The sequence below is a fragment of the Virgibacillus sp. NKC19-16 genome (genome assembly GCF_021560035.1).
In the GTDB taxonomy this organism is placed as follows: domain Bacteria; phylum Bacillota; class Bacilli; order Bacillales; family Amphibacillaceae; genus Virgibacillus_L; species Virgibacillus_L salidurans.
The window spans coordinates 2,019,047-2,039,257 of the sequence record NZ_CP074373.1 but is presented as its reverse complement, the minus strand read 5'-3'; the positions used below and the strand labels follow the sequence as shown (position 1 = coordinate 2,039,257).

At 36.9% G+C, this 20,211-nt stretch carries 19 protein-coding genes and 6 tRNA genes; 21 read left to right on the top strand and 4 right to left on the bottom strand.

The window, feature by feature from the left end:
• Positions 1 to 15 precede the first annotated feature (15 nt).
• The 9 genes from ccpN (at position 16) to KFZ58_RS10505 (ending at position 9,760) form a co-directional block, all read left to right on the top strand.
• Entirely contained in the window at positions 16 to 675 is a 660-nt protein-coding gene (gene ccpN, locus KFZ58_RS10545; protein ID WP_235791276.1) for a transcriptional regulator CcpN, read from the top strand.
• 17 nt (positions 676 to 692) lie between these two features.
• A complete protein-coding gene (locus KFZ58_RS10540) occupies positions 693 to 1,496 on the top strand; it encodes a pyruvate, water dikinase regulatory protein (protein WP_235791275.1) in 804 nt (267 codons plus the stop codon).
• A gap of 405 nt (positions 1,497 to 1,901) precedes the next feature.
• Complete coding sequence (gene dnaG, locus KFZ58_RS10535) at positions 1,902 to 3,713, top strand: DNA primase (protein ID WP_235791274.1); 1,812 nt, start codon at positions 1,902 to 1,904, stop codon at positions 3,711 to 3,713.
• 31 nt (positions 3,714 to 3,744) lie between these two features.
• Positions 3,745 to 4,866, top strand: coding sequence for an RNA polymerase sigma factor RpoD (gene rpoD / locus KFZ58_RS10530; RefSeq protein ID WP_235791273.1), 1,122 nt, complete (start codon positions 3,745 to 3,747; stop codon positions 4,864 to 4,866).
• Positions 4,867 to 5,174: 308 nt separating this feature from the next.
• The gene (locus KFZ58_RS10525) at positions 5,175 to 5,588 is read left to right on the top strand and encodes a c-type cytochrome (RefSeq protein WP_235791272.1); all 414 of its coding nucleotides are present in this window, start codon (positions 5,175 to 5,177) and stop codon (positions 5,586 to 5,588) included.
• Between the two features lie 82 nt (positions 5,589 to 5,670).
• Entirely contained in the window at positions 5,671 to 6,384 is a 714-nt protein-coding gene (locus KFZ58_RS10520) for a tRNA (adenine(22)-N(1))-methyltransferase (protein ID WP_235791271.1), read from the top strand.
• Positions 6,377 to 7,486: a Nif3-like dinuclear metal center hexameric protein gene (locus KFZ58_RS10515; protein WP_235791270.1), complete on the top strand. Its 1,110-nt coding sequence runs from the start codon at positions 6,377 to 6,379 to the stop codon at positions 7,484 to 7,486. The genes KFZ58_RS10520 and KFZ58_RS10515 overlap by 8 nt, the downstream gene beginning before the upstream one ends.
• 39 nt (positions 7,487 to 7,525) lie before the next feature.
• Positions 7,526 to 8,842 carry a DEAD/DEAH box helicase gene (locus KFZ58_RS10510; RefSeq protein ID WP_235791269.1) on the top strand — a complete coding sequence of 439 codons (1,317 nt, stop codon included), beginning with the start codon at positions 7,526 to 7,528 and terminating at the stop codon, positions 8,840 to 8,842.
• 24 nt (positions 8,843 to 8,866) lie between these two features.
• Entirely contained in the window at positions 8,867 to 9,760 is an 894-nt protein-coding gene (locus KFZ58_RS10505; protein WP_235791268.1) for a deoxyribonuclease IV, read from the top strand.
• Between the two features lie 279 nt (positions 9,761 to 10,039).
• On the opposite strand, the gene KFZ58_RS10500 is transcribed toward KFZ58_RS10505, so the two are convergent.
• Positions 10,040 to 10,327 carry a DUF2624 domain-containing protein gene (locus KFZ58_RS10500; RefSeq protein WP_235791267.1) on the bottom strand — a complete coding sequence of 96 codons (288 nt, stop codon included), beginning with the start codon at positions 10,325 to 10,327 and terminating at the stop codon, positions 10,040 to 10,042.
• Positions 10,328 to 10,474: 147 nt separating this feature from the next.
• Here KFZ58_RS10500 and KFZ58_RS10495 point away from each other — a divergent pair, with 147 nt between their 5' ends.
• Positions 10,475 to 10,864: a hypothetical protein gene (locus KFZ58_RS10495; protein WP_235791266.1), complete on the top strand. Its 390-nt coding sequence runs from the start codon at positions 10,475 to 10,477 to the stop codon at positions 10,862 to 10,864.
• Between the two features lie 35 nt (positions 10,865 to 10,899).
• Here KFZ58_RS10495 and yqfZ read toward each other — a convergent pair whose 3' ends face one another.
• Positions 10,900 to 11,232, bottom strand: coding sequence for a protein YqfZ (gene yqfZ, locus KFZ58_RS10490; protein ID WP_235791265.1), 333 nt, complete (start codon positions 11,230 to 11,232; stop codon positions 10,900 to 10,902).
• A 72-nt stretch (positions 11,233 to 11,304) separates the two neighbouring features.
• Here yqfZ and KFZ58_RS10485 point away from each other — a divergent pair, with 72 nt between their 5' ends.
• The 11 genes from KFZ58_RS10485 (at position 11,305) to KFZ58_RS10435 (ending at position 19,090) form a co-directional block, all read left to right on the top strand.
• Positions 11,305 to 11,937 carry an NfeD family protein gene (locus KFZ58_RS10485; RefSeq protein ID WP_235791264.1) on the top strand — a complete coding sequence of 211 codons (633 nt, stop codon included), beginning with the start codon at positions 11,305 to 11,307 and terminating at the stop codon, positions 11,935 to 11,937.
• 219 nt (positions 11,938 to 12,156) lie between these two features.
• Positions 12,157 to 13,782, top strand: a complete 1,626-nt coding sequence (locus KFZ58_RS10480; protein WP_235794723.1) for a Na/Pi cotransporter family protein — start codon at positions 12,157 to 12,159, stop codon at positions 13,780 to 13,782.
• A 244-nt stretch (positions 13,783 to 14,026) separates the two neighbouring features.
• Positions 14,027 to 14,101: transfer RNA gene (locus KFZ58_RS10475), tRNA-Asn, on the top strand.
• A 4-nt stretch (positions 14,102 to 14,105) separates the two neighbouring features.
• A tRNA-Met gene (locus KFZ58_RS10470) sits at positions 14,106 to 14,179 on the top strand.
• Positions 14,180 to 14,199: 20 nt separating this feature from the next.
• A tRNA-His gene (locus tag KFZ58_RS10465) sits at positions 14,200 to 14,275 on the top strand.
• Positions 14,276 to 14,395: 120 nt separating this feature from the next.
• Positions 14,396 to 14,472: transfer RNA gene (locus KFZ58_RS10460), tRNA-Ile, on the top strand.
• A gap of 11 nt (positions 14,473 to 14,483) precedes the next feature.
• Positions 14,484 to 14,576, top strand: a tRNA-Ser gene (locus KFZ58_RS10455).
• Between the two features lie 36 nt (positions 14,577 to 14,612).
• Positions 14,613 to 14,685 (top strand) — tRNA-Phe (locus KFZ58_RS10450).
• A 235-nt stretch (positions 14,686 to 14,920) separates the two neighbouring features.
• A complete protein-coding gene (locus KFZ58_RS10445) occupies positions 14,921 to 15,532 on the top strand; it encodes a superoxide dismutase (RefSeq protein ID WP_235791263.1) in 612 nt (203 codons plus the stop codon).
• A gap of 131 nt (positions 15,533 to 15,663) precedes the next feature.
• Positions 15,664 to 16,935, top strand: a complete 1,272-nt coding sequence (locus tag KFZ58_RS10440; protein WP_235791262.1) for an MFS transporter — start codon at positions 15,664 to 15,666, stop codon at positions 16,933 to 16,935.
• 79 nt (positions 16,936 to 17,014) lie between these two features.
• Positions 17,015 to 19,090 carry a peptidoglycan D,D-transpeptidase FtsI family protein gene (locus tag KFZ58_RS10435; protein WP_235791261.1) on the top strand — a complete coding sequence of 692 codons (2,076 nt, stop codon included), beginning with the start codon at positions 17,015 to 17,017 and terminating at the stop codon, positions 19,088 to 19,090.
• Between the two features lie 98 nt (positions 19,091 to 19,188).
• Here KFZ58_RS10435 and KFZ58_RS10430 read toward each other — a convergent pair whose 3' ends face one another.
• Positions 19,189 to 19,728 (bottom strand): hypothetical protein, encoded by a 540-nt coding sequence (locus KFZ58_RS10430; protein WP_235791260.1) that lies wholly within the window; start codon positions 19,726 to 19,728, stop codon positions 19,189 to 19,191.
• Between the two features lie 26 nt (positions 19,729 to 19,754).
• Positions 19,755 to 19,985, bottom strand: coding sequence for a hypothetical protein (locus KFZ58_RS10425; protein WP_235791259.1), 231 nt, complete (start codon positions 19,983 to 19,985; stop codon positions 19,755 to 19,757).
• Between the last annotated feature and the right edge of the window lie 226 nt (positions 19,986 to 20,211).

Sequence of the window (20,211 nt, the reverse complement as noted above, 5' to 3'; positions counted from 1 at the left end):
ACTTATGGATATAGTATGTCACAGTGTTTTTTAGGTGGTGAAAAGGTGGAATTATCAAATAGGCAAGAACAAATCATTGAAATTGTTAAAGAAAATGGGCCTATTACCGGTGAGAAAATTGCAGATCGTCTGCACCTGACAAGAGCTACATTGCGACCGGATTTAGCTATATTAACAATGGCTGGTTTTTTGGAAGCAAGACCACGTGTTGGCTATTTTTACACAGGTAAAACAGGTTCTGAATTACTTACTGAAAAAATCAAAGAATATAAAGTGCATGAATTCCAACATGTACCAATCGTAGTGAAAGAAAACACCTCGGTATATGATGCCATTTCCACAATGTTTTTGGAGGATGTCGGCACATTGTTTGTTGTGGATGATCATTCATGTATAACCGGTGTACTTTCAAGAAAGGACTTACTCAGGGCAAGTATCGGCAATCAGGATTTAAACGCTATTCCTGTTCATATTATTATGACCAGAATGCCTAATATAACCGTTTGCAGAAAAGAGGATCTATTAATCGATGTCGCACAGAAATTAATTAATAATCAAATCGATGGCGTCCCGGTTGTGAAAGATACTCAAGCCGGCCTGGAAGTGGTAGGACGTATTACAAAAACAACGATAACCAAAGTGTTTGTTGAGCTGATTAGACAAGACGATATATAAAGGTGGGAGTGAGCTTAATGGGTGCTAAACCAATTGTTTATGTGTTATCTGATTCTGTTGGGGAAACAGCTGAACTTGTTATTAAGGCTGGTTTAAGCCAATTTAATGACGGAGAGTTTAAAATACAACGGATACCATATGTTGAAGATATAGGAACAATTAATGAAGCTATCCAGTTAGCGAAGGAAAAAAATGGGATTATCGGATTCACATTGGTAGATCCCATATTAAGAGATTATTTAAATGATCAAGCCAAGCAAATGAACATAGAAGCTATTGATATTATGGGGCCAATGTTATCGGCTATGGAGCGCGTTTTTGACAGCCCCCCCAGATTGGAGTCGGGATTAGTTCATAAACTTGATGAGGACTATTTTAAACGTGTAGAAGCTATTGAATTTGCTGTAAAATATGATGATGGACGGGATTCAAGAGGAATTGCGAGAGCTGATATTATTTTAATTGGTGTATCACGTACCTCCAAAACACCCTTATCTCAATACTTGGCTCACAAACGATTAAAAGTCGCAAATGTACCGATTGTTCCGGAAGTGGATCCGCCAGAAGAGCTATTTGATGTAGATCCCAGAAAATGTGTCGGTTTAGCTATTAGTCCGGAAAAATTGAATGAAATAAGGAAAGAGCGCCTCAAAGCTTTGGGGTTAGGTGATCAAGCGACTTATGCCAATATAAAAAGAATCCACGAGGAGATCGATTATTTTAATAAAATTGTTGAAAGAATTGGATGTGAGGTTATTGACGTTTCCCATAAAGCTGTTGAAGAGACAGCAAACATGATTCGTCACACAATAAGAAAATAATGGTAGTTCAGTTAAATGCTAGAATATAAATAAGTCGAAAAAGCATTCCATAGACATCATGGCAATGTTTTTTCCTCTTTTTTTCTACTAAATTTAATAATTCATAGACTTTTTTATAGCAATTTTGTCTATACTGTATTATAATTAATTTTTGTGCAAAGATATATGTTAATAACCTATTGGTATTCTGAAAAGTAAAACATTCAAAATAAGGAAGGATAATCATACCCTCGAGTAGAATTATATAGGTAAGCCAGTATAAAAGAAAAGTATAAGAAGAAATATCCTTCAAAGTGCATAATATATATAGAAGGAAATTTTTTTCAAGTTAGAGAAAAAAATTGTCGAACGGTGAAGGATTTTCTCATATGCATCTCGAATATTAGATATAGAATGGTGATTTAAATGGCCAATCAGATACCTGATGAAGTGATAGAAGACATTCGTAAGGCTAATGACATTGTTGATGTAATTGGTGAATATGTACAATTAAAGAAACAAGGGAGAAGCTTTGTTGGCTTATGTCCATTTCATAGCGAAAAGACCCCTTCATTTTCAGTCACGCAGGAAAAACAAATTTTTCATTGCTTTGGTTGTGGAAAAGGTGGAAATGTAGTGACATTTTTAATGGAGATGGAGAACTACGCTTTTTATGAAGCATTACAATTTCTTTCCAATCGGAGTGGTATCGACCTTCCGGAAACAGGGATTAAGAAAGAATCGTCATTATCCAGTGAAAACCAAGGAATTCTATCCGCCAATGAATGGCTTATGAAACTTTATCATCATTTATTAAGATATACGAAAGATGGGAAAGAAGGATACAACTATTTTAAGGACAGAGGTCTTGATGACGAAACAATTGAGGTGTTTCAATTAGGATTTGCACCAAATGCAGGAGATTTCACCAGAGACTTCCTTGAAAAAAAGGGATTTCATCAACAACTACTAGTTAAAGCAGGTTTATTATCATTAAATGATGATAATAGTGTAACTGACCGTTTTAAAGGAAGAGTCATTTTTCCGATCCGTAATCATCTGGGAAAAACGATCGGATTTGGCGGCCGGACGATTACAGGGCAGGAACCAAAATATCTAAACAGCTCTGAAAGTGATTTGTTTCAAAAAGGCAAGCTTTTATTCAATTTTGATTTAGCCAAAAAGCATATTCGCAAGGAAAATGAAGTAATCTTATTTGAAGGGTATATGGACGTGATAGCAGCATACCAAGGCGGCGTTAAAAATAGTGTTGCCACACTGGGAACTGCATTATCACAAAATCAGGCAAAGCTCTTAAAACGCTATGTTGATACAGTTATTTTGTGCTATGATGCTGATGATGCTGGTCTTGCAGCGACGTATAAAGCAGCCAATTTATTGCGTCAGGTCGGCTGCCATGTTAAAGTTGCGAATTTGAAAGATAATATGGATCCGGATAATTTTATTAGCGAGTATGGTGCCCAGGCTTTTGAAAATGAAGTGATAAAAGCAAGTGATACGTTCATGAGTTTTTATATGCGGTATTTGAAAAAGGACTATAATTTAAGCCTTGAAGGAGATCGCATAAACTATATAGAAGATATTCTAAAACAGCTTGCAATGATTGAGAGTCCCGTTGAACGGGAATATTATATAAGAGAGTTGAGTAATAAATATAATATTTCTGTAGATACGTTAACGGATGAAATCCATACACATCGTCAAAAGATGGGAATTCCTAAGGATAAGAGAAAGAAGAACAGATATACTAATAGGAAAGCAAATGCTAATACTAAAAAATTATTGCCGGCTTTTCATAATGCTGAAAGACAGCTTATTTCATATATGTTGCAAGATATGCATATTACTGATAAAGTGCAAAAGGAATTAGGGGTAGCCTTTAACATAGATGAGCATAAAATTATCGCAACATATCTATATGCTTATTATGAAGAAGGTCATCCAGCTGACGTTAGCTTATTTATTGAAAAGCTAACAGACGAAAACATAAAACACTTAGTTATTGAAATAGCGATGACTCCAGTTCTTGAGGATATCAGTGATAAAGAAATCAATGACTATATTCACATCATTCGTTCCCAAACGAACGATATTGTCAGTATTAAATCACTTCAAGAACATCAGAAATTAGCTGAACAACAAAATGATCCACTGAAAGCTGCTGAAATTCTTCAGCAAATCATTGATATACAGAAGCAATTGAAGCATACAAATTGAATTACAATGTAGTCTGGAAGGAGGGGGACTCATGGCCGAAAATAAGCCTTCACAAACAAAGCAAAATGAAACAGAACAAACACTGGAACAAGCCAAAGAACAATTGGTAGAGGCTGGTAAAAAGCGCGGTGTTTTAGCTTATGAAGAAGTTGCAGATCGCTTGTCTAATTTCGCTATTGAATCAGACCAAATGGACGAATTTTATGAGCATCTTTCAGAACAAGGTGTAGAAGTAATCGGCGAGTCGGAAGATGATCCCAATATGCAACAAATAGCGAAAGAAGAAGAGTTTAACGTAAATGATTTAAGTGTCCCATTAGGCATAAAAATTAACGATCCTGTTCGTATGTATTTAAAAGAAATAGGTCGTGTTGATTTATTGTCAGCTGCTGAGGAAATTGATCTTGCCACCCGTATTGAAAAAGGTGATGAAGAAGCGAAGCGGCGCCTATCCGAAGCAAATTTACGCCTGGTTGTCAGTATTGCAAAGCGTTATGTTGGGCGAGGTATGCTATTTCTTGACCTTATTCAAGAAGGAAATATGGGTTTAATCAAAGCAGTGGAAAAATTTGATTACCGAAAAGGCTTTAAATTCAGCACATATGCAACGTGGTGGATCCGTCAGGCAATAACACGTGCTATCGCCGATCAGGCAAGAACGATCCGTATACCGGTTCACATGGTAGAAACCATTAACAAACTTATCCGCGTGCAACGGCAATTATTGCAAGATTTAGGACGTGAGCCGACACCGGAAGAAATCGGTGAAGAAATGGAGCTAACACCTGATAAGGTTCGTGATATTCTTAAAATAGCACAAGAACCTGTATCACTGGAAACTCCAATCGGTGAAGAAGATGATTCCCATTTAGGCGATTTCATCGAGGATCATGAAGCAGTCTCACCATCTGATCATGCTGCATACGAACTTCTAAAAGAGCAACTTGAAGATGTTCTTGATACACTTACTGATCGCGAAGAAAATGTCTTACGCCTACGTTTCGGTCTTGATGATGGCAGAACCAGAACCTTAGAAGAAGTTGGGAAAGTATTTGGTGTAACTAGAGAAAGAATTCGCCAAATAGAGGCAAAAGCACTTCGTAAACTAAGGCATCCAAGCAGAAGTAAACGACTAAAAGACTTTTTAGATTAATATGTTTAAGTCATTGGTCACCGATTATGTGAACAATGACTTAGCTATTATTCTTTTTTTCTGATTGTGTTATCGTTTTCAATTCTTTATAGTTATTTTACTCTAATTCTTTATGGATTGCAAATTCATATTAAAAATTATTTTCTTCGTGAATAATATGAACCATTTGGGAATTCTTTTATGTTTTTTATATCTTTTTAACAAATTTTCACATCGTATCTCTTTAAACTAATTGAAATATGGAGTAAAATATATATAGTCTTTTTCAATGTAGAAAAATATGGATTATACATAAGGAGGAAAATACAATGAAAAGAAATCCAGTCATCCCTTATGCTGTTATTGCTGTTTTAGGGATACTCACGGTCCTGGTTATTTCTATTATTGGTGTAGGACAACGTGAAGATATTCAACAAGCTGAAGAAGGCAATGGAGAAGAGCAGCAGGAAGAGTCACAAGGAGAAGAAGGATCCGGTGGAGAATCCCAAGGTGGAGAAACAACGGAAGATCCGTCCGAAGTTTTTGAAGCGAATTGTGCAAGCTGTCACGGTTCTGACTTATCCGGTGGAGCTGGTCCTGAATTAGCAGAGGTTGGCAACAGATTATCAGAAGAAGAAATTCAAGAAATTATTATTAATGGTACAGATGGCGGCATGCCTGGTGGCCTTGTTGGCGATGATCAAGCAGCAGCGATTGCAACATGGTTGGCAGAAGGTCAATAATAATGTAGTACGAAATATATATCAGGGAAGCTTTCTGCTATTATCAGAAAGCTTTTCTTTTTAGCTGGAAAGTGGAGATTTAATGAGGAATAGGATTAAGTTATCAAAACGGTTGAACAAAGTTGCATCTTATCTGCCTAAGGGTGCTTTTTTTGCCGATATTGGCTCAGATCATGCTTATCTACCCTGTTTTGTTTGTATGCATGATAGGACGGCAAGGGCTATCGCTGGTGAAATAAATAAGGGTCCAGCCCGTAGCGCAGCCGATAACGTGAGTTTATATGGGCTGTCAGATGTCGTTGAGGTTAGATTAGGTGACGGATTGCAAGTTTTAAAAACAGATGAAATTAGCCAGCTTGTTATTGCAGGTATGGGTGGAACACTGATTAGATCCATATTGGGAGAAGGTGCAGGAAAGCTGCATTCGGTGCAACGAATTATCGCCCAGCCCAATATAGATGCAAGAAGTATCCGCAGATGGTTTTTAGAGAACGCGTTTACGATTACAAATGAAGAAATAGTCGAAGATAGCGGGCATATTTACGAAATTATTGTTGCTGATAGGGGAGAAGTAAAGAGTCCATACGCAGACGATAGGAAAGAACAGCAATTACTCTTTGGTCCTTTATTATTAAAAAACAAAACAAAAGCATTTTACAAAAAATGGAAAATTGAATATGAGAAGTTGTACTTTGTCATTAACCAAATGAAGAAAGGGAAAGTACAGGATATAGAGAAAATAGAGCGATTTGAAACTGAATTAAGATGGATGAAGGAGGTTTTATGCGATGACTAAAATAAATTCGGATATTTTTAATTTAATTGAGCAGTGGGCGCCTAGCAGTCTTTCCTATGACTGGGATAATCCCGGCTTACAAATTGGGTCTTATAATAATACCGTAAAAAAAGTAATGGTCACGTTAGACGTACTCGAATCTGTTGTTGATGAAGCCATTGAAAATAAAGTTGATCTTATTATTGCACATCATCCACTTTTATTTAAACCTATGAAAAAAATTAATATTGATACGCCACAAGGTCGTATTGTTCAAAAGCTAATGCAACATAATATTTCCGTATATGCATCACATACTAGTTTAGATATAGCCACTGGTGGTGTAAATGATATGTTATGTGACGCTTTAGACATAAAATCGCGTGAAATACTTGCAGAAACAGACAGGCAAAAATTGTATAAAATTGCTGTCTATGTTCCCGGTTCACATATAAATGATGTGCGAGAGGCTTTTGATATTGGTGGAGCAGGACACATTGGAAATTATAGTCATTGCACATTTCAATCAGCAGGTCAAGGCACATTTAAACCACTCGAAGGAACAAACCCATATATCGGAAAGCAAAATGAATTGGAAAAGGTTGATGAGTTTAAAATAGAATCAATTGTACAAGTTGAAAAACTCACGCAGGTTATACGTGCTATAATAGACGCACATCCATATGAAGAGCCTGCCTATGATATTTTTCCACTAGATAACAAAGGGAAAGCTTTAGGAATTGGAAGGATTGGAACCCTTGATCAGCAAATGACGCTGGAAGCTTTTTGTGGACAAGTTAAAACCGCTTTTGGTATCACGCATCTTCGAGTTATTGGAGATTTATCGAAAGAAGTGAAACAGGTAGCGGTTTTGGGGGGCAGTGGGGAAAAATATATTGATATCGCTAAGGAAAAGGGAGCAGATGTATATATAACTGGTGATATGTCTTTCCATACAGCACAAGACGCCTGGCAACGTGGATTATCTGTAATCGACCCAGGACATTATATTGAAACAGTAATGAAAAAAGGTACAAAAGATTATTTAGATAACAAGCTTCAAAATGACAATGTAGAAGTTATCGTGTCACGAGTAAATACAGAACCATTTCAATTTATGTAAGAAATGATGAACACCATTCATCAAGAAGGAGTACTATTTATGGAAAACGAAAACAATAATTTCAATAGCTTTTCTTTTCATCCAGTGTTGTATAATGTTATCGAACGGTTGGAATTTTCACGTCCTACCGAAATACAGCAACAGGTTATTCCAGCAGTTTTAAAAGGAAAAAGTGTTATTGGTAAGTCTCGTACTGGTTCAGGAAAGACACATGCCTATTTGCTGCCATTGTTTAATCAGATCAATGTAAGTAAACGACAGGTGCAGTTTGTTATAACAGCACCTACAAGAGAGCTTGCAACCCAAATTTATAATGAAGTCAAAAAAATGATTCATTATGCGGATAAAGACGGCAGATGGATCGCAAAGCTTTTAGTAGGTGGAACAGATAAACAAAAGACGATAGAAAAGCTAAAAGAACCGCCGCATATTATTGTCGGAACACCTGGAAGGATTTTGGACTTAGTGAAAGAAGATGCTGTTTCCATTTTTTCTGCTACTTCATTTGTTATTGATGAAGCAGATTTAATGCTTGATCTAGGTTTTATTAAGGAAGTGGATCAATTATTAGTTCGCTCACGTGAAGATATTCAAATACTGGCCTTTTCAGCGACAATTCCACAACGATTACAGCACTTTTTTAACAAATATCTAGAAAATCCATTACATGTTAAGGTGGATGATCACTTTTCACCGGAGACGATGGAACATTATTTAATTGATGTAAAGCATCGGGACGAGGCTGACATCCTTATGGAGATATCCAATACAATTCAACCTTATTTGGCGATTATTTTCACAAATGGGAAAGACATTGCAGATAAACTAGCTGCTTCTCTACAGCAAAGAGGATTGGAAGCTGGCATTATCCATGGAGGACTCACCCCACGTGAACGTAAAAGGGTTCTTAAAGAAATTCAAAATCTAAAGTATCAATATATTGTTGCGACCGATTTAGCTGCAAGAGGAATCGATATTAAGGGTGTTAGTCACATTATCAATGCACAGCTTCCGAAAGAGGAGGACTTCTATATTCACCGTGTAGGCAGAACAGCAAGAGCCGGAATGGAAGGAACAGCGATAAGCCTTTACCGGGAAACCGATATTAAACTTATCGAAAAACTGGAGCAAAATGGGCTGACGTTTAATTATACTGATGTTAAAGGTGGCGAGTGGCAAAAGGTGAAGCCATGGAATGAGCGTAATTTACGAAATGAAAAAACAACAAATATAGATAAAGAAGCATGGAAACAGGTGCGTAAAACAAAGAAAGTAAAACCAGGCTATAAGAAAAAAATGAAACAGCAACAGTCCTCTATTAAAAAGCAATTAGCGAAGAATAAATACAAGAAATAGAAATAAAGGGAGAGGTGGACTAATTTGCTAAAAATTGGATCACATGTATCGATGAATGGAAAGAAAATGCTTTTGGGATCAAGTGAACAAGCGGCTTCATATGGAGCTAATACGTTTATGATCTATACAGGAGCGCCACAAAATACAAGACGGAAGCCGGTAGAAGAGTTAAATATTATGAACGGCAGAGAGCATATGGTAGAAAATGGTATTTCTGATATTGTCGTCCATGCCCCGTACATCATTAATATTGGTAATACGGTAAAGCCGGAAACATTTGATTTGGGTGTTAATTTTTTGCGTAATGAAGTTGATCGAACAGCAGCCATAGGTGCAAAACAAATCGTGCTTCATCCTGGTTCACATGTAGGAGCAGGTGCTGATGAAGGGATCAAGAAAGTCGTCGAGGGCTTAAACGAAGTCCTAGAGAAAGATAAAGACGTTCAAATAGCACTTGAAACGATGGCAGGTAAAGGTTCAGAAATAGGACGAACATTTGATGAACTGGCAAAAATTATTGATGGAGTAACAGAGAATGAGAAATTATCTGTATGTATGGATACATGTCATATACATGATGCAGGGTATAATGTTGTTCAAGATTTTGATGGGGTATTAAATCATTTCGATAAAATTATCGGTGTGGATCGTCTGAAAGTTGTACATGTGAACGACAGTAAGAATGATCGAGGAGCTCATAAAGATCGTCATGAGAATATTGGATTTGGGTATATTGGTTTCGATGCATTGGAATATGTCATTAAACATCCACAATTACAAGATCTTCCGAAAATATTGGAAACACCATTTGTTGGTGAGGATAAAAAGAATAAAAAAGCGCCATATAAATTTGAAATCGATATGATTAAAGAAGGAACCTTTGATAGTGAATTAAAAGATAAAATTGTTAATACTTGATAAAAGTGCGTGTTCAAAAAGGAGGATAAAAAGGACGAGAAGTTCGAGGCGGCGTAGTTTCAAGCAGACGATCTTGCACGCAGGCAAAGCGGTTTTCTTTTCCAAGGAGCGGAGAAACAAGCCAACGAGCTTCTCGCGTGTTGTGGTAACTTCTGCGTTGCCCACAGGACGTGGGCGGTTTTAGCAAAAGATCCCCTACGAAGTGTCATTTTTACCGGACTTTTTGGACACCTCTAAAAGAGGAATAACACTGCTCCTAATGGTGTTATTCCTTTTATTCTACTCTGTAAACAAATAGTCCACACCATACGATTTAATCAATTCATTAAATAAAAGACGTGCTTTTTTAGCGGTGTCTACATTCGTTATGCGGGCAAGCTCTTTAAACATCTTCTCTCGATCCTCTGCACGAAATGGATCAAACGACCCCGCTTTTAAATATGTTGTTATTTCCCGGGCTTCGGATTGACTTAGTGAAAAACCATATTGTTTCCCGTAATGAAATAATTCTTCAGGTGAAAGCTGTTTTAATTTTTTTCTTACTAATTCTTTAATAAAAATTGACATAATCATACTCCCTTAACAGATTCTATTCACTATATGCGGCATTCGTAAAAAGTTGCTAAGTTCTTGGCAAAATATAACATAGTTAAATGACGATAAATCCATAAACTATAGACGTACCTCAATCTAGAAATAAGGGAGGTCTTAGCTATGGATGAATTTAATAACCAACGGAATCAAAATGTCGGACCGAATCATGAAGGGCAACAAAAAAATAAGGATTATGTCCGCATAGAACCAGATAGTTCCAGGAATGAAGAATTTGCCAGCGAAGTAACAGCAGATGATCATACCAGAGATCGAAAACCTGTAGGTGAACAGAACTCACACTTGGATACAGAGGTAAATAGTACGTATGGTTGGATAGGAGTAGCCTTATCCATCATATCCTATTTTATGATGCCAATCATCTTAGGTGGTGCGGGGATTATTCTGGGATTCATTTCCAGAGCCCGTGGTGCAGATACCTTAGGTAATATCGCGATTGCCGCAGGGGCGATTTCGATTATCATTACACTTTTTATTCTTCCTTTCATGTAAATAAGGTAAGGGCTGAAATTGTTCAGCCCTTATTTTTATGGCGTATTATATAGAGGGAAATAATAATAAGTGTGAGGATCGAGGTTATGTGGATCAATTGATGGATTTATGGTGTTAAAATCTGTTAAAATTTGTGTGAGATCCATTTTTTCAAGATTCCTATTGTTGTTTATTCGCTCTACAATGGATAAAACAGTATCTCCGGGCTCCACTTTTATTTGAAGAACAGTAAAATTTATATCAGTGGCTGGCTGTTGGATACGATTTATTTTATTTTCTTGAGAATTCCCTAATGTTAAGTCGTTATATATACTAATACCAAGTAATATAATTAGTACAAATATAAAAGTTTTTTTAATGAAATCCATATTTTTACCCCTTTTTTATTGAAACAATTTATAATGGTAACACGTACAATTTAGTAGGAAGGAGGAAATATGTTGGATATATTTTCTTTAACATGGATAGGCCTTGTTATTACCGGATTGGGCACATTATTTTTAATTGGTGAAGTTTTAGTTAATATGCGCGGATTATTTGCATTATTAGGAGTCGGATTTATTACCGTATATTTTGGAGCATATGTAGAAACAGGCTCCTTTATCTTCATGCTTATTATTTATTTTGCAGGAATATTACTTATTATCATTGATGGAAAAGTGGTAAACGATGGGACGCTTGCTACGCTCGGCTTAGCTGCAATGTTAGCTTCAGTTGCCTTAGCTGCTCCGGATCTTACTTCGGGATTGTATGCGGTTATTGGAGTCCTACTAGGTGGAGGCGCTTCTTTCTTTTTCCTGAAAGTATTCAAACGAAGAGAAATGTGGACAAAGATTACGTTAAAAGATCAATTAACAAAGGAAGCTGGTTATAATTCCATGAACATGGAATATGAAGCTTTGGTTAACGAGGAAGGTATCACGTTAAATGATTTAAGACCGACGGGAACCATTCGGATCAATAAGAAAGATTATAGTGCCGTTTCAAATGGACAATGGGTTTCTAAGGATACGCCCGTTCGTGTTGTGCAGGTAGATGGTACGAAAATACTTGTTGAAAAGATAAAAGAATAATATTCAGAAGCAGTCTTCCATGGGTTTTCATGGGGGATTTTCTTTTTCACTTTCGAATAACACGTTTTCAAATGTAAACAATAATAAAAAGATAAAATAAGAGAAATGTTAAGTTATTGTAAATTATTTAAGAAGATCCTTTACAAATCCTTCATATTCATTTAATAATGGTAGAGGTATGTGACAAGATTCAACATGAATAAAGGGGCGATACAACAAGTGGATATCGATGTACAAACATTGTTATTTGAGTTCATTGGCGGATTAGGTATTTTTCTTATTGGTATAAAGTATATGGGGGAAGGCCTGCAAAAATCAGCTGGTGACCGATTAAGAGACATTCTGGATAAATTTACAAGCAATCCTTTTTTGGGAGTTTTAGCTGGTATCATTGTAACTATACTGATTCAAAGTAGTTCTGGTACAACAGTGTTAACAGTTGGACTTGTGAATGCTGGATTTATGACATTCAGACAAGCTATTGGTGTTATTATGGGTGCCAATATTGGTACAACGGTAACAGCGTTTATTATTGGTATCGACTTGGGCGCATATGCTTTACCAATTATTGCAGTAGGTGCTTTTCTATTATTCTTCTTTAAACATCAAAAAGTTACTGCAGTGGGACAAGCGATATTTGGCTTTGGTGCCTTGTTTTTTGGTTTGGAATTAATGAGTAGTGGAATGTCACCATTACGCAGTTTGGAGTCCTTTCAGGAACTGACGGTAAGCATGAGTGAAACGCCTATTTTAGGTGTCGTAATAGGGACAGTGTTTACACTGATTGTACAAAGTTCCAGTGCAACGATAGGAATATTACAAGGTTTATTTGCTCAAGGTGCCATCAGTTTGGAAGCAGCATTACCAGTGTTGTTCGGTGATAATATAGGGACAACAATTACTGCCGTACTGGCTTCTTTAGGGGCCTCTGTGGCAGCAAAAAGAGCGGCTTTTACACATGTTATTTTCAATGTATTAGGTGCAACAATTGGTATTTTATTGTTGGGTGTATTTACACAATACGTCATGTTTTTACAAGAACAGTTCGCTTTAAATGAAGAGATGACGATAGCATTTGCGCACGGAAGTTTTAATATCGCTAATACAATCATACAATTTCCATTTATTGGTGCACTCGCATGGCTTGTTACAAAGTTAGTTCCAGGTGAAGATACGATTATCGAATATAAGCCAAAACATTTGGATCCAATTTTTATTCAACAATCATCTGCATTAGCGCTGGATCAAGCAAAATCCGAGATTATTCGCATGGGGGAATACGCATCAAAAGGTTTAGAAGAAACAAACCTGTATTTGACAACGAATCAGCAAAAGCATTCTGAGATGGCTGTGCAGGTAGAAGGGGCTCTAAACAATTTAGATCAAAAAATAACCGAATATCTAATTAATATATCTGCAGGCACTCTATCAGAGGCCGATAGTGCAAAACACACAGCATTAATGGATTCAGTTCGTGATATTGAGCGGATTGGAGATCACTTTGAAAACATTCTTGAATTAATTGACTATAAAATATCGCACAAGGTTTATATAACACCTCAAGCGCAGGAAGATCTTAATAACATGTTCGATTTGACAATCATGACAGTGAAACAAGCCGTACAATCACTTGATCAAATGAGCAGAGAAGATGCACTTGCGGTCATTCAAAAAGAAGATCAAATAGATAAAATGGAACGGAATTATCGTAAAAAACACATTATACGAGTGAATGAAGGTCAATGCAGCGGATCTGCCGGCATTGTATTTGTTGATATTCTTAGCAATTTGGAAAGAATTGGCGATCATGCTGTAAATATTGCTGAGGAAGTTTTGGGAGAATAGATGACTAAGTGAGAAGGGGCTCTGGATCCCCTTCTCTATATTTTTGTATTAGAACTATAACTTTTTTAAATTTTTTCTTGAAATATATTATTGAAAGTGCTATAGTAAATAATGTTGTTTCAGATAACGACACTACATATACATGCGTTAATTTTTATTCTGTGAAAAAAAGATGTTGACATAACTTGTCGAACATGTTAAATTATATTTCGTCGCTGTTAATTAAATTTGTGAAAGAAATTATTCCACAGTAGCTCAGTGGTAGAGCTATCGGCTGTTAACCGATCGGTCGTAGGTTCGAATCCTACCTGTGGAGCCAAAATGGCGGTGTAGCTCAGCTGGCGAGAGCGTACGGTTCATACCCGTGAGGTCGTGGGTTCGATCCCCTCCACCGCTATCACCTGCACAAATCAAACGGCGGTCGTGGCGAAGTGGTTAACGCACCGGATTGTGGCTCCGGCATTCGTGGGTTCGATCCCCACCGGTCGCCCCATTAATACGTAATAAATAATTAGTTCGCAGATATGAAAGTATAAAATTTTTCTACTGCATAAGTGCAACTGTGGCACTCGCTACTAAAAGCTTAACAATGCCAAGTGTTTCTAATAATCCCGGACCCTTAGCTCAGTTGGTCAGAGCTATCGGCTCATAACCGATCGGTCGCAGGTTCGAATCCTGCAGGGTCCACCATATTAATGCTAGGAGGAATACCCAAGTCTGGTTGAAGGGATCGGTCTTGAAAACCGACAGGGGTGTAAAAGCCCGCGGGGGTTCGAATCCCTCTTCCTCCTCCATACATAATCAGATATCAGAAGTCTGAAATTGGACAAGGCTCGGTAGCTCAGTCGGTAGAGCAACGGACTGAAAATCCGTGTGTCGGCGGTTCGATTCCGTCCCGAGCCATCACACTGTTTTGAACAAGCTATTTAGCTTGTTTTTTATTTGAGAGTATTTGTTTTAATTTTCAAACTTAAAAATCACACAAAATATGTTTTAATAAATCATAAAAGGGAAGTACATATATAAAGCATATTTACTCATGCATAAAGTTTGCATATGGTATAAAGCTTTGATAACCTTAATTAAAAGGGTGAATTTTCAGGTCCTTTTATAATACAATAGAGGAGGAAGATTAAAAATGGCAAAATTTGAATTACCAGAACTACCTTATGCGTATGATGCATTAGAACCAACAATCGATAAAGAAACGATGAACATTCACCATACGAAGCATCATAATACGTATGTTACAAAATTGAACGGTGCTTTAGAAGGACACTCAGATCTTCAGGATAAATCACTTGAAGATTTATTAAGTAATCTGGATGCAGTACCGGAAAGTGCTCGTACTGCAGTCCGTAATAATGGTGGTGGACATGCCAACCATAGCTTGTTCTGGAAAATACTTTCACCTAATGGTGGTGGAGAACCATCCGGAGAATTATCTGATAAAATAAATGCCAAATTCGGTAGCTTTGACAAATTTAAAGAGGAATTTGGAAATGCTGCAACAGGTCGCTTTGGTTCAGGCTGGGCATGGCTTGTTGTTAATAACGGAGAACTTGAAATAACAAGCACTCCTAACCAGGATACTCCAGTAATGGAAGGGAAAACTCCAATTCTAGGCCTGGATGTTTGGGAGCATGCTTATTATCTTAAATATCAAAATAAACGTCCTGACTACGTTGCTGCATTCTGGAATGTAGTTAACTGGGATGAAGTTGCTAAAAACTATAATGAAGCAAAATAAATAATTTTATTTAGAAAACACGGGAAACTTTCCCGTGTTTTTCTATTTCGATTATTTTTTAAAGGCAGCCTTTCTGCATATCTGATACTCATTTGCTTAAACTATGACTAATAAAAAAAGGAGTATCAGTGATGCGAAAAAGTCTGCAGTATTATCAAGATAAATTAGATATAAATCGTGATTTATTACTCTTATTACTGGTTGGAGGTCTCTATTTTTTAGGGATTTTTCTCTCCAATACATTTGTTAATATTTACTTATGGAAGCAATCTGGTGATTACATTACCATTGCCGTGTATAATTTAGCCATATTTTTATTTCAACCAGCTACTTTCATTTTAGCAGGGAAACTGGCTAAAAAAGTAGATCGCGTTATTGTGTTAAGGCTAGGGGTAACATTTTTATCCCTTTTCTTTTTAAGTGTGTTAATAATCGGAGAGGATGCATCCACCTACAATTTCTTGCTCGGTAGTCTACTCGGAATCGGATATGGATTTTATTGGTTGGCATTCAATGTTTTAACATTTGAAATTACAGAACCAGAAACAAGGGATTTTTTCAATGGATTTTTAGGTGTCTTGCAATCGTTCGGTGGAATGATTGGGCCGTTATTAGCAGGGATAATTATTGCTAAAATGACTGCAAATCTTGGTTACAGGACAATCTTTACCATTTCGTTTATTTTATTTATTTGTGCAGTAGTATCAAGCTTCTTCCTAAACCGCCGCAAAGCGGAAGGAAGTTTTCACTTTAGGCGAATTCTTGAAGAAAGACGGCATAATAAAAATTGGAACCGAATTTTAAACGCCCATGTTGCCCAAGGGCTAAGAGAAGGGATGTTCGCGTTTGTTATTACGATTTGGGTCTATTTAATCACAAATAGCGAATTTGCTTTAGGTGTGTTTAATTTATCTTTGTCCGGGCTTTCGTTTATCTTTTATTTTTTAGCTACAAAATTTATCAAACCATCCATGAGAAAAAAGGCTATTTTAATTGGGGCACTTATTCTTTACTTTTCGATTTTTATTATTTTGTTTGAGATAAGTTATCTGCTAATGATTATTTATGCCGTATTTATAGGTATTGCCTACCCAATTATAAATGTCCCTTACAATTCAATGACCTATGATGTAATAGGGAAGGCTTGGAAAGCGAAAGATTTACGTGTCGAATATATTGTTGTTCGCGAGTTATTTGTCAATATAGGACGGGTTTTATCAATCAGTGTTTTTCTTATAGCTGTTTCTATTTTCCAAGCTGAGGAGATAATCCCGTGGCTATTGGTCATCTTTGGAATAGGACATCTATTCATTTATGTTTTTGTGAAAGATATCTACCTGAGTAGTCCAAATAACAAAGATATGATGATAAAAGATCAAATTACTGATGAAAAAAATCGTTGATCCTATTCGAATTTCATGAAATAAATGATATAATAAGGGGAGTGAGTTGCCACGCAGTAATTTATATGGGGGAGAATAAATGGTAAAAAGGAAAAATAAGAAAAAGGCGCAGCTTCCCTTCCGATTAAATATATTATTTTTCGTTGTATTTTTATCTTTTTCTGTATTAATTCTTCAGCTGGGTGTTGTGCAGATTTTAAATGGGGAGAGTTTTCAGGAAGAAATTGAACGAACGATAGAGGATACTTCGAAAGTTCCGGTTCCACGTGGGAAAATATATGATAGCAATCACGATGTTGTGGTAGACAATAAACCATTATACTCTATAACGTATACACCGGCCAAGGGTGTACAAGCAGAAGATCGGCTAGAGGTAGCTGAAAGACTAGCTGAATTCATTTCCATGGATACCGATGGGATCACCGAAAGAAACAGGAAGGAATACTGGTATCTGAAAAACAAGGATGAGGCAGAGAGTCGTGTATCGGATGAAGAGGCAGAGGAAATGAGTAATTCTGAATACTACGATATGGTTTTAGATCGTATTTCAGAAGAAGAGATCAGTAATTTTTCGGAAGAGGAAGAAGAGGTAATTGCAATTAAGAAAGAGTTAGACAAGGCACGTTCCTTAACACCTCATATTGTTAAAAATGAGGATGTAACTCCGGAAGAATATGCTCGTGTTGCAGAACATCTCGATGTCCTGCCAGGTGTTAATGCAACAACAGATTGGAATAGAGAATACCCTTATGACGATACTATACGTAACCTCCTTGGTTCCATTACAACACAGGAAGAAGGCATACCGAGTGATCAGGAAGAATATTATTTAACAAGAGGATACTCAAGAAATGACCGTGTTGGCAATACTGGCTTAGAGGAACAATATGAAGGTGTACTAAGGGGTACAAAGGAGCAAATTCAATACTCAACAGATAAGAGTGGAAATGTCGTTAATACGGAAACCGTTGTAGAAGGAGAGCGTGGCAAAGATCTAGTATTAACCATTGATATGGAATTCCAGGAACGTGTTGATGAAATAGTCCGCGAAGAGTTAGATAAAGCGATAAGTGAAGCTCCATACGAAAACCGGAATATGGAAGATGCGCTTGCTGTTGTTATGGATCCACAAACCGGTGAGTTATTAGCCGTATCCGGGCAGACTTATGACAGGGAAGAGGATGAGTTTAATAACACTGCATACAAAACGCTATATGATGCACACATACCAGGCTCGATAGTAAAAGGTGCAACGATGTTAGCCGGATATGAATCAGAAGTCGTTACACCAGGACAGACGTTTTATGATGCTCCAATTAAAATAGCTGGAACGGAAGAAAAAGCATCCTGGAGGAATTTAGGTTTAGTTAATGATTTGGATGCCTTACAGCAATCATCTAACATATACATGTTTCATATTGCAATGCGTATGGGCGGTGAATATAATTATCAACGAAACGAATCCGTTTCATTTGATCCGAGTGCTTGGCAGGAGATGCGTAACTATTTTAGGCAATTTGGACTAGGTTCGGAAACAGGCGTCGATTATCCATTTGAATCAACGGGTTATGAAGGATCTCAGGGTACTGCTGGTAACTTTATGGACCATGCGATCGGTCAATTTGATACCTATACTACCATGCAGATGGCACAATATGTATCTACAATTGCAAACGACGGGTACCGTGTTCGTCCACATTTCCTCAAAGAAATTCGAAATCCGGTTGCTTCAGAGGAAAATTTGGGGTCTGTTTATAAACATCATAACACAGACGTACTGAATAGAATTCAAATGGATCAAGACCATATAGAGCGGGTCCAGGAAGGATTCCGTCAAGTATTCCAAACCTCCGATGGTACGGGTTACAGCTATTTTGGGGATAAGGATTACAACCCTGCCGGTAAAACAGGCACGGCAGAAAATGAATTATATGAAGATGGAAGTTTAGAACAATATACAGAGAATCTCAGCTTAGTCGGGTACGCACCTTTTGATGAGCCGGAAATAGCTTTTGCGGTAGTTGTTCCACATACCGGGGAAGCTAGCGGAATCAATCATTATATCGGAGAAGGAATTTTGGATGCGTATTTTGATTTAAAAGAGGATAGAAGTGAGGGTAATGAAGACAACGAAGGAGAAGAAAACGAGGAATAAGCTCTTGCTCACATACGCTGACCAGATCTAAAATGGTCAGCGTATGTTCATTAAAAAAGCTATATTGCAGCATAATTCTGGTTGCTGCAATATAGCTTTTAATTTGCGATTAGTTCAGCTATCTCATAAAAACTCATATCACTTGATAATTCATGTTCTCCGATTTGTATATATACCCCGTATCCTTCTTCATTCAAGTATTGGCTAAATTCATCAGCGTCGTCTATTATATCGTTTTCCGCTAATAATGAACTAATGGTTGCAGAATCCATACCTTGTTCAATATTTAATGTGTACGATGTTTCCGAATCTTCATCCGTTGTATCATCTTCTTCTGATCCATCTTCCTGACTTTCTTCCGTGTTTTGGTCTTCCGATTCGTCATCTTCAGTTTCTCCCGTAGCGGTGCTTTCATCCGAATCACTTGACTCATTATTATTTCCATCATTTACCGACAGTGAAATGTATTCTGATTCAGTTAAAACATGATAACCTTCTTCCTCGAGTGCAGGAATCATCTCATCAGACGGCAATTGTTCGGCATCATTTGACGGTGTATCAAAAAAATAAACGCCAATTAGCATAATTATCCCGGCTGTAAATAAGCCTATTGAGAATGATCGTACTGGCTGTTTCATATTCTTCTCCTTCTTTTACCATTAGATTATGAATTGTTTCTCTCATTTTTAGAGAGTGTGTCCTGCATGATATCTTCTGGAAGTAATTCCTCTTCCAGGATTTTAATTTTTTTCTTCATCTGATATGTATCCTGCATTGTTGAGATGGAAAGCTGTTCTACTTGACTTTCCAAGTCTTCAAATTTATCATTCATAAAAAATGATAAGATGAATAAGACGACAGCAACAATTATGATGGCAATTCCTGCATAAATCATTCAACTACCTCCATTTCTTTTATAGTAACTATCTATTATGATACAATATTAGTTATAACATAGAAATAGAGATGTGAAAACTATAATTTTTTACAAGGAGTCCTTGATAATTTTTGAAACATCTGCTATTATAATTAGGTCTGACATGAACTAAGAGCAGTTTATAAGTAAGTTTATTACACTTAAGAAAAGTAAATTTCTAAGGATGAAATAGAAACGCGGACTT

Excerpts from the sequence above, each read along its gene's own strand:
- ccpN (WP_235791276.1), top strand. The coding sequence starts at position 16 with ATGTCACAGTGTTTTTTAGGTGGTGAAAAGGTGGAATTATCAAATAGG.
- KFZ58_RS10540 (WP_235791275.1), top strand. The coding sequence starts at position 693 with ATGGGTGCTAAACCAATTGTTTATGTGTTATCTGATTCTGTTGGGGAA.
- dnaG (WP_235791274.1), top strand. The coding sequence starts at position 1,902 with ATGGCCAATCAGATACCTGATGAAGTGATAGAAGACATTCGTAAGGCT.
- rpoD (WP_235791273.1), top strand. The coding sequence starts at position 3,745 with ATGGCCGAAAATAAGCCTTCACAAACAAAGCAAAATGAAACAGAACAA.
- KFZ58_RS10525 (WP_235791272.1), top strand. The coding sequence starts at position 5,175 with ATGAAAAGAAATCCAGTCATCCCTTATGCTGTTATTGCTGTTTTAGGG.
- KFZ58_RS10520 (WP_235791271.1), top strand. The coding sequence starts at position 5,671 with ATGAGGAATAGGATTAAGTTATCAAAACGGTTGAACAAAGTTGCATCT.
- KFZ58_RS10515 (WP_235791270.1), top strand. The coding sequence starts at position 6,377 with ATGACTAAAATAAATTCGGATATTTTTAATTTAATTGAGCAGTGGGCG.
- KFZ58_RS10510 (WP_235791269.1), top strand. The coding sequence starts at position 7,526 with ATGGAAAACGAAAACAATAATTTCAATAGCTTTTCTTTTCATCCAGTG.
- KFZ58_RS10500 (WP_235791267.1), bottom strand. The coding sequence starts at position 10,327 with ATGTCAATTTTTATTAAAGAATTAGTAAGAAAAAAATTAAAACAGCTT.
- KFZ58_RS10495 (WP_235791266.1), top strand. The coding sequence starts at position 10,475 with ATGGATGAATTTAATAACCAACGGAATCAAAATGTCGGACCGAATCAT.
- yqfZ (WP_235791265.1), bottom strand. The coding sequence starts at position 11,232 with ATGGATTTCATTAAAAAAACTTTTATATTTGTACTAATTATATTACTT.
- KFZ58_RS10445 (WP_235791263.1), top strand. The coding sequence starts at position 14,921 with ATGGCAAAATTTGAATTACCAGAACTACCTTATGCGTATGATGCATTA.
- KFZ58_RS10440 (WP_235791262.1), top strand. The coding sequence starts at position 15,664 with ATGCGAAAAAGTCTGCAGTATTATCAAGATAAATTAGATATAAATCGT.
- KFZ58_RS10435 (WP_235791261.1), top strand. The coding sequence starts at position 17,015 with ATGGTAAAAAGGAAAAATAAGAAAAAGGCGCAGCTTCCCTTCCGATTA.
- KFZ58_RS10430 (WP_235791260.1), bottom strand. The coding sequence starts at position 19,728 with ATGAAACAGCCAGTACGATCATTCTCAATAGGCTTATTTACAGCCGGG.
- KFZ58_RS10425 (WP_235791259.1), bottom strand. The coding sequence starts at position 19,985 with ATGATTTATGCAGGAATTGCCATCATAATTGTTGCTGTCGTCTTATTC.